General features: G+C 35.2%; 11 protein-coding genes and 2 pseudogenes. 12 read left to right on the top strand and 1 reads right to left on the bottom strand.

From position 1 onward, the window contains the following. The 5 genes and pseudogenes from DM84_RS03725 to DM84_RS03705 form a co-directional block, all read left to right on the top strand. Positions 1–248 (top strand): annotated as a pseudogene (locus DM84_RS03725) (hypothetical protein); the annotation flags it as partial. Beyond that, positions 235–699 carry a phage baseplate assembly protein V gene (locus DM84_RS03720; RefSeq protein ID WP_250778398.1) on the top strand — a complete coding sequence of 155 codons (465 nt, stop codon included), beginning with the start codon at positions 235–237 and terminating at the stop codon, positions 697–699. The pseudogene DM84_RS03725 and the gene DM84_RS03720, both read left to right, overlap by 14 nt. Then, positions 696–950 carry a PAAR domain-containing protein gene (locus DM84_RS03715; protein WP_250778397.1) on the top strand — a complete coding sequence of 85 codons (255 nt, stop codon included), beginning with the start codon at positions 696–698 and terminating at the stop codon, positions 948–950. The genes DM84_RS03720 and DM84_RS03715 overlap by 4 nt, the downstream gene beginning before the upstream one ends. 2 nt (positions 951–952) lie before the next feature. Next, positions 953–1,288 carry a GPW/gp25 family protein gene (locus tag DM84_RS03710; protein ID WP_250778396.1) on the top strand — a complete coding sequence of 112 codons (336 nt, stop codon included), beginning with the start codon at positions 953–955 and terminating at the stop codon, positions 1,286–1,288. Positions 1,289–1,290: 2 nt separating this feature from the next. After that, the gene (locus tag DM84_RS03705) at positions 1,291–2,082 is read left to right on the top strand and encodes a baseplate assembly protein (protein WP_250778395.1); all 792 of its coding nucleotides are present in this window, start codon (positions 1,291–1,293) and stop codon (positions 2,080–2,082) included. Here the strand turns inward: DM84_RS03705 and DM84_RS06215 are convergent. Continuing rightward, positions 2,063–2,287 (bottom strand): HU family DNA-binding protein, encoded by a 225-nt coding sequence (locus tag DM84_RS06215; protein ID WP_410543774.1) that lies wholly within the window; start codon positions 2,285–2,287, stop codon positions 2,063–2,065. The genes DM84_RS03705 and DM84_RS06215 overlap by 20 nt on opposite strands. Before the next feature lie 90 nt (positions 2,288–2,377). Between DM84_RS06215 and DM84_RS03700 the strand changes: the two are divergent. The 7 genes and pseudogenes from DM84_RS03700 to DM84_RS03675 all read left to right on the top strand — a co-directional run bounded on the left by DM84_RS03700 (position 2,378) and on the right by DM84_RS03675 (position 7,105). Next, positions 2,378–3,544 (top strand): annotated as a pseudogene (locus DM84_RS03700) (phage tail protein). Positions 3,545–3,735: 191 nt separating this feature from the next. Further along, on the top strand, positions 3,736–4,194 hold the full coding sequence (locus DM84_RS03695) for an ankyrin repeat domain-containing protein (RefSeq protein WP_349305105.1): 459 nt from the start codon (positions 3,736–3,738) through the stop codon (positions 4,192–4,194). Next, on the top strand, positions 4,191–4,433 hold the full coding sequence (locus DM84_RS06160; RefSeq protein ID WP_349305104.1) for a hypothetical protein: 243 nt from the start codon (positions 4,191–4,193) through the stop codon (positions 4,431–4,433). Before DM84_RS03695 ends, DM84_RS06160 begins: the two co-directional genes overlap by 4 nt. Before the next feature lie 194 nt (positions 4,434–4,627). Beyond that, on the top strand, positions 4,628–5,089 hold the full coding sequence (locus DM84_RS03690; RefSeq protein WP_250778394.1) for an ankyrin repeat domain-containing protein: 462 nt from the start codon (positions 4,628–4,630) through the stop codon (positions 5,087–5,089). Then, on the top strand, positions 5,043–5,180 hold the full coding sequence (locus DM84_RS03685) for a hypothetical protein (protein WP_250778393.1): 138 nt from the start codon (positions 5,043–5,045) through the stop codon (positions 5,178–5,180). The genes DM84_RS03690 and DM84_RS03685 overlap by 47 nt, the downstream gene beginning before the upstream one ends. A gap of 306 nt (positions 5,181–5,486) precedes the next feature. Beyond that, entirely contained in the window at positions 5,487–6,308 is an 822-nt protein-coding gene (locus DM84_RS03680; RefSeq protein WP_250778392.1) for a recombinase family protein, read from the top strand. Beyond that, positions 6,251–7,105 (top strand): recombinase zinc ribbon domain-containing protein, encoded by an 855-nt coding sequence (locus DM84_RS03675; RefSeq protein WP_250778391.1) that lies wholly within the window; start codon positions 6,251–6,253, stop codon positions 7,103–7,105. Before DM84_RS03680 ends, DM84_RS03675 begins: the two co-directional genes overlap by 58 nt. Positions 7,106–7,118: the final 13 nt, after the last annotated feature.

Raw genomic sequence — 7,118 nt, 5'->3', positions numbered from 1 at the left:
CTATTATTGTCAGAACATTAGCAGCAGAAGTAGCAAGAGTAGTAAATAAAAATACTTGGAACGTGGAAAAAGTTTCACCAGGAGAATTTAGCTCTGCAGAAGTTGACAGATTTAGGCCAGAGCTCGATGCATATTTAGTGTGGATGGTAGAGTGGGTGCATACAATACACGTAGGGCGATCTATTTGGGAAAAAGGAAAATTTAGGCCACACAAAATAGAAATCGGTGAAATAAATGTTAGAAAATAATTTTGCAATTTCGGAATTACAGAGGAAATTGGCCAACATTGTTCGTATAGGAGTTGTAAAAGAAATAGATTATGAAAAAGCAAAAGTAAGAGTGAAAATAGGCGAATTTTTGACAGATTGGTTGCCGTGGATAACGAGTAAAGCAGGAAAAGATAGAGATTGGTCTCCACCAGATATCGATGAACAGGCTATGATATTTTCTCCTCTTGGTGAACTATCATTAGGAGTGGTGTTAGCAGGAATATATCAGGAAAAATACCCTGCACCAGAGAATAAAAAAGAAATAAATAGTGTGAAGTTTCAAGATGGAACAAAGTTGTCATACGATAAAGATAAACATCATTTAGAGATTGAAGTAGTAGATAAAATAACACTGAAGGCTGGGGAATCGAGCATAGAGATGACAAAAAGTGGAATAAAACTGAAAGCAGAAAGGATCGATTTAAATTGAACAAAGGAATAGTGAGGTTAGGAGACTACTGTGGAGAAGCTATACCACATTTCTGCATTAGCGGCAGTAATAATGTTTTTGTAAACGGTAAGTCAATATGTAGACAAGGAGACAGTTTTAGTGAAGGAAAAGTAATGATTCAAGTATCAAAAACAGTGTTTGCAAATGGTCTTAGTGTAGGAAGAGTAGGAGATATAGTTTCATGTGGGTTTAAAGTAATAAAAGGCAGTGAAACCGTGTTTGCAGGCTAAAAATGAAAGGAATGGATGCTAAAACAGGGAAAGCGTTAGAAGGAATAGAGCACTTAAAGCAATCGATAATTGATATACTGACCACACCGATAGGATCGCGAATTATGATGAGGGATTATGGGTCTAGGCTATTTGAATTAGTAGATAAGCCAATCAGTAGGGATTTAACACTAGAAATTTACGCAGCAACAGCAGAAGCACTGGGGAAATTTGAGAGGAGATTTAAGTTAGAAAAAGTAAAGATTGCTGAAGTTAAAGAAGGAAAAATGACTCTTGTACTTGAAGGTATTTATCTTCCAGAAGGCAAATTCATAGGTATTAGTGGAGTAGTTGTTTAGAAATGCAGACATCTAATATTATTGAAAAACTAAGCTATGAGGAAATATTTTCGAGAATGAAGGAAGAGTTAGTCCGTGAAGGTGAAAGTTTTACAGCATTAGTTGAAAGTGATCCAGCGATAAAGATTCTGGAGGTAGCAGCCTGGCGAGAACTTTTGCTCAGACAAAGGATAAACGAAGCAGTAAAAAGTAATTTACTAAAATTTGCAAGGGGAGAAGATCTTGATAATTTAGCTGAGTTTTATGGAGTGGAGAGGCAAAAAGAAGAAGATGATGAACGATTTAGAAAAAGAATTAAAGCAAAGATAATGGGTTGGAGCACATGTGGAAGCAAGGAGTATTATAGGTATCATGCACTGTCAGCAGATAGTAGAGTAAAAGATGCATTAGTAGAATCACCTATACCAGGGAAAGTACAAATTTCAATCTTATCAACACAAATTGGCATAGTGTCAGAAGAACTACTTGAAATTGTAAAAAAGCAGGTTACTAGAGATGATATAAGGGTTTTAACTGATACAGTAACAGTAATTGGTTGCAATATTACGGAAATAGATATTCACAGCAGAATGAGCATAAATTCTGTAATATCAAAGGAGGAAATTAAGGAACAGTTCATTAAGAAGTTTGAAGCAAGTAGAAGGCTGGGATGGAGTGTTACAAGATCTTGGATAATAGCAAACCTATTTGTAGAGGGTGTAGAAAACGTAGAATTAATCGAGCCAAAAGAGGATGTTGTAGTATTGGGGAATGAGTGTGCAGTGCTTGGCCACGTCAAGTTAGATAGGATTTAAAACGTATTTTTTTGTTTTGTGGAATCGTAAAAGTTTCACCAGTGAGGGGATTGCGTGCAATAAGTGGTTTAAGGTTTACTGGATAAAAATGCCCAATGTTAGGGAGACGAAAGTATTGATTTTCTTCCAGAAGTTGTAACTTGTTTTTTAAAGTATGGATAATATGGTCAAATATTATGGAAAGTGTTTTCGATATTAAGCACATCTTTATTTTTGATCAGTTCTGCAATGATCTCTTGCTTACTCATAAGCTACCTAAATAAAGGAAATTAAAGCAACTTGAAAGAAAAGACAAATGAAAAGTTTATTACCGCCAAACGCAACAAAGCAAGAGCAAGCACTGGTTAATGCAATTGATTATAAAGTTGATCCAAGCAGGATAAGAGGGTTTAAATTTAGCCCAGGGGAAAAAATATTGCCGTGGTTGGTTGAAGAATACGGGTTAGAAGAAATTCTATCATGGGTGAAGGATAAGAAGAAATCGATAAAAGAAGGAGTAAAATTTCAAAGACTCCGTGGAACACCTGCCTCACTGAAAATAGCATTAAAATGGGCAAATATAGAAGATATTACAATTATTGAAGAGCCACCCGGTAAACACTTTTTTGAGTTGCAAGTAGGGATAAAAGAGGTACCAAACGATTTCTTTGTTGATGCAGTAGTAGAGCTTGCAAAACTATCATTACCTGCAAGATCAAGACTAATGAGAATTTTTAACGATCACTACAACATTGGTAGGTTCATTTTAGATGAAAGTTTTTTTGGAAATTTGTTATCGGATTACTCAGGTGTAAAAATAGAAGAAGATGGACCGGTGTTATCATTTGGGAGAGTAAATTTTTTCAGGTCTAGTGGTCCATTAATTGAGGTTATAGAGAGTTATTTACGCAACCATTATGAGCAAGCATTTAGTAATGACATATATCGGTTAGATGTAGCAGCACTTGGGGAAACAGAGCCTCACACAAAGAATTACAAAGGCATCTATGAAAGGAGTCATCAGTGGTACAACTTAAAAGCACTATATCCACTACCACAGAGCTTATTACCAGAAATAAAGTTTGCTAAAGCGCAGATAGTATTGTCGGATAGTTGGAATTTGGGAGAAATAAACGCATGTTTTCCGGTTATTAGTGCAGAAGAGAAAGGAAGTAAATTTTTACTAGGAAGTGATAAACTATCTGAACAACTGTGAAGTTTAAAACACAAGCCAATTTTAGAAAGGTTCAGCGTTACTCATCATTACAAAGTAGAAAATTATACTGATCAAAAAATCATAAGGTACGGTTTAGCAGAACACAACATTCGCTATGAAAACGATTTAGATTCGCAGCAAAAAGATGTGGTACGTGAGTTAGAAAGTTACATTTTAGTGGTTTACCCTGGTGTGCTAACTTGGCACGAACATCGTCATTTGAATAGAAAATGGGTGGAAAAACAGATTATATGTTTAATAAAGTAGGTATATATATTTATATCTTAATAATCTTACTAATATTTAGTAAAAACAAGGTAAATTAACGAAAAAAAACTTGCTTTTTGATATTAAAACAAGCATAATTGAAACAGTTGTGGGTAAACATAATAATTTTACCTATGACTGAAGAAGGCCAAATTGGGCGATTTTATGTTTTAATTATTGGTGAGGTATGTATGAAGTTCAATCAAAAAGATATAGATGCTTTTGATAAGTTTTTTACGGAAGTATCAAATAACTCATTTAAAAATATTAATAAAAGAAATGAGGGTGGGGAAACAATATTGCACTATGCAGTAAGGGTCTCCGATCAAAAAACAGTAAAGTCATTAATAAAAAAAGGAGCAGACATCAATGCGACAAATAGCAGAGGTTTTACACCGCTACACAGTGCAGCATTAGCAAAACGCCTAGAAAACGTAAAAGAGCTGATAAGGTTAGGGGTGGATATAAATGCAACTGAAGGAATTAGCAAATATAGCCCACTGCACTTTGCGTGTATGGTAGGTGCAGAAAGTGTAATAAAAGAGTTGGTAAAAGCAGGAGCAAAAATTAACCAAGAGAATAAGTTCGGTCAGACACCAATGTATTATCTGCTAGATAATGAAAAGAATAAAAGGCAAGAAAATTTATGAAGGAGCAAGGAGGAATAGTAAGAGATAGACCAAAGATATGCGATAAAATAGCGGAATCAGCAGGAGAAATGATAGAGGTATGGGGAAGAAAATATCTACCGAAATTAAAAGGGAAAACATGGAATATAGGAGAAATAAGGAGGAGAGACAGGCAAGGAATAGCGAAAGATTTCAAAGACGTAATGATCAGGGTAGCGGACCAAATGGACGAGCTGGCCAGGAGGATTGATGAAAAATAGGAGGCAGGTTTGCTTTTTACTTAATATATAAGTATATAGGTTTATATCTTAATATAGCGCATTAATGTTTGACAAAAATGTGTATATTTTGTAAAAAAAACTTGTTTCCATGCTAAAAAAGCCATAAGTTAAATAAGTGTAGGTAAATAAAAGAAATTTGCCTGGAACTGAAGAGTTTATTAGTGGGGTATATTATGTTTAGTGTAAAAGATAGAGAAAAATTTAATAAGTCACTGGATGAATTATTAGAGAACTCATTTAAAAATATTAACAAAATAGACGAAAAGGGAAGAACAATACTGCATTATGCAGCAGGAATTTCCGATGAACAAACAGTCAAGTTGTTAATAGAAAAAGGAATAGCCGACGTAAATGCAAAGGATACAAATGGGTATACACCGTTGCACCTAGCAATAGCAGAAAGACGTCTAGAAAACGTAAGAGAGCTGATAAAATCAGGTGCAGATGTGAATGCTACAGAATATGAAAATAAAAGCACACCATTGCATCTTGCGTGTATGGAAGGGGAAGTAAAAATAACGGAAGAGCTAGTAAAAGCCGGAGCTGAAACAGAGCTAAATGATAAATCTAGCTTAACAGCAATTGATTATGCTAGAAATAATCGAAGTGTTAGAGGGCGTAAAAATTGCAAGTAGGCAGGGAGAATTTCTAGAAAAACTAACGGTCGTCTCGGAAAGTACAGTAACAGGTATAGCAAAAGAAGGGCTAGAAACTGTGGATGAATGAGAGAGTTGCTGCAGCTTTCAATACTAAATTTGAGGTGCTGTAGCTGACAAGGAGATTATTAAGACAAAGCCAAAACAGTTGCGTCTTTTTCGTAAGGGTAGCTGATTTATGGAAAAAGGGAGTGGTAAAGCTCCTGAAAACATTTACAGGGAAAAACTATGCAAGAAAGAACATTTACTATTCACCGTCATTATGAACCAAATAAGTTATCAGATAAGTGTTTATCAGATGCTTATGAAGTACTAATAAGACGGCTGATGGAAAGAAAGAAAAAGGAATTTTTAAATAAAAAGGAGGTAGAAAAAAATGACAACAGTGGCTTTGTATGCAAGAGTCTCATCGAGGAAACAAGTACAAGAGGGTACAATAGCGAGTCAAGTTGCAGAGCTTGAGCGTAAAATTGCAGCAGATGGGCATGAGTTATTGGATGAATATAAATTCGAGGACGATGGCTGTAGCGGATCAAATTTAGAGCGAGATGGTTTAAAAGCGTTACTTAGTAAGGTAGCAGAAGGAAAAATTAATAAGATTTATATTCATGCACTTGATCGTTTGTCACGTGACGGTAGAGATCAAAGATATGTAATAGATGAATGTAAAAGAGCACAAGTAGAAATAATCTCTTTAGATTGTAAGATTGATAATACTCCATCATCCAATTTGCTAGTGGATGTAAAAGGAGCAGTAGCAAGGCATGAACTTGGACTAATCTCGGAGAGAAGTATGAGAGGAAAACTTCATGCTGCGAGAGAAGGTCGTATAAGTGTAATAGGTAGTGCGCCTTTTGGCTATGATCGTATTAGGCATGTAGATAAAGAAAAAATAAAATTTGAAATAAATGAAGAGGAAGCAAAAATAGTGCGAGACCTGTTTAAGTGGGTAGGTCAAGAAAGAATAAGTATAAAAGAGGCCGTAAGAAGACTGAAAGAAAGGTGTATCCTTTCCCCGAGAGGTAAAAGAGTGTGGAATGTATGTACAATTCATAGAATATTGAGGAATCAAGCATACAAAGAAGAAGCAGCATATGGTAAGACAAAAGTAGGTCCACTAAGAAAAGCAGTGAGAGCAAGGTGGAGAGTGCGCAAAAAAAATATTCTGTTTATAACAATAAAGAAGAAGATTGGATAAAAATAAGAGTACCAAGGATAGTTGAAGATGAATTATTTGATATAGTACAAAAACAACTTGATGAAAATAGAGAGAGAGCAAGAGTACGACAAAGTGGAAAAAAGCATCTATTACAAGGACTAATAGCATGTGGGTATTGCAAATATACTTATTATATAGCAAGAAATGCTATGGGAAGTAGATACTATCGTTGTACTGGAATAGATGCAAATCGTTTCGGTGGGACCAAGGTATGTAACAGTAAATCAATCAGAGCAGAGATGCTAGAAATGGTTGTATGGGAAGAAATAAAAAGGGTATTAAAAGATCCAGATGAAATTGCAAAGGAGTATAAACATAGGCTTTTAGAACATAAAAATGGGCAATCAAATGATGAGCTTGAAAAAGAAAGAGGCAAATTAGAACAAGGTATCAAAAGACTAGCTTATGTTTATGCTCGAGGACACATAAGCCAGGAGGAATATGACCAAGAAGTTGAGGAAATGGAGAAGAGGCTAAAAGTAATTAGAGAGCAGCAGGAAAAAATGGTCGATGAAAAGGAGCTGCAGAGGAAATTAGATTTTACCATAGGTAGTGTAGAAGGCTTTGTCTCTGGGGTTAGATCAGAACTTGATCAAGCAGACTGGGAGACCAAACTTGATATAATTATAAAATTAGTTAGATGCATTAAAATTGACCACGATGATATGCATCTAGTGTTTCGATTTCAGGAACTCGCTATGGAAATACAAAGAAAAAATGTTCAACATCATATCGGGATTCCTTGTCATCTTAACCTGTACAGATTGGGAAGTTAAACAAATAGCTTCA

The organism is Wolbachia pipientis (assembly GCF_023661085.1).
Classification (GTDB): Bacteria; Pseudomonadota; Alphaproteobacteria; order Rickettsiales; family Anaplasmataceae; genus Wolbachia.
Note: the sequence above shows the minus strand (reverse complement) of the source record. Positions and strands in the feature narration are given on the sequence as shown.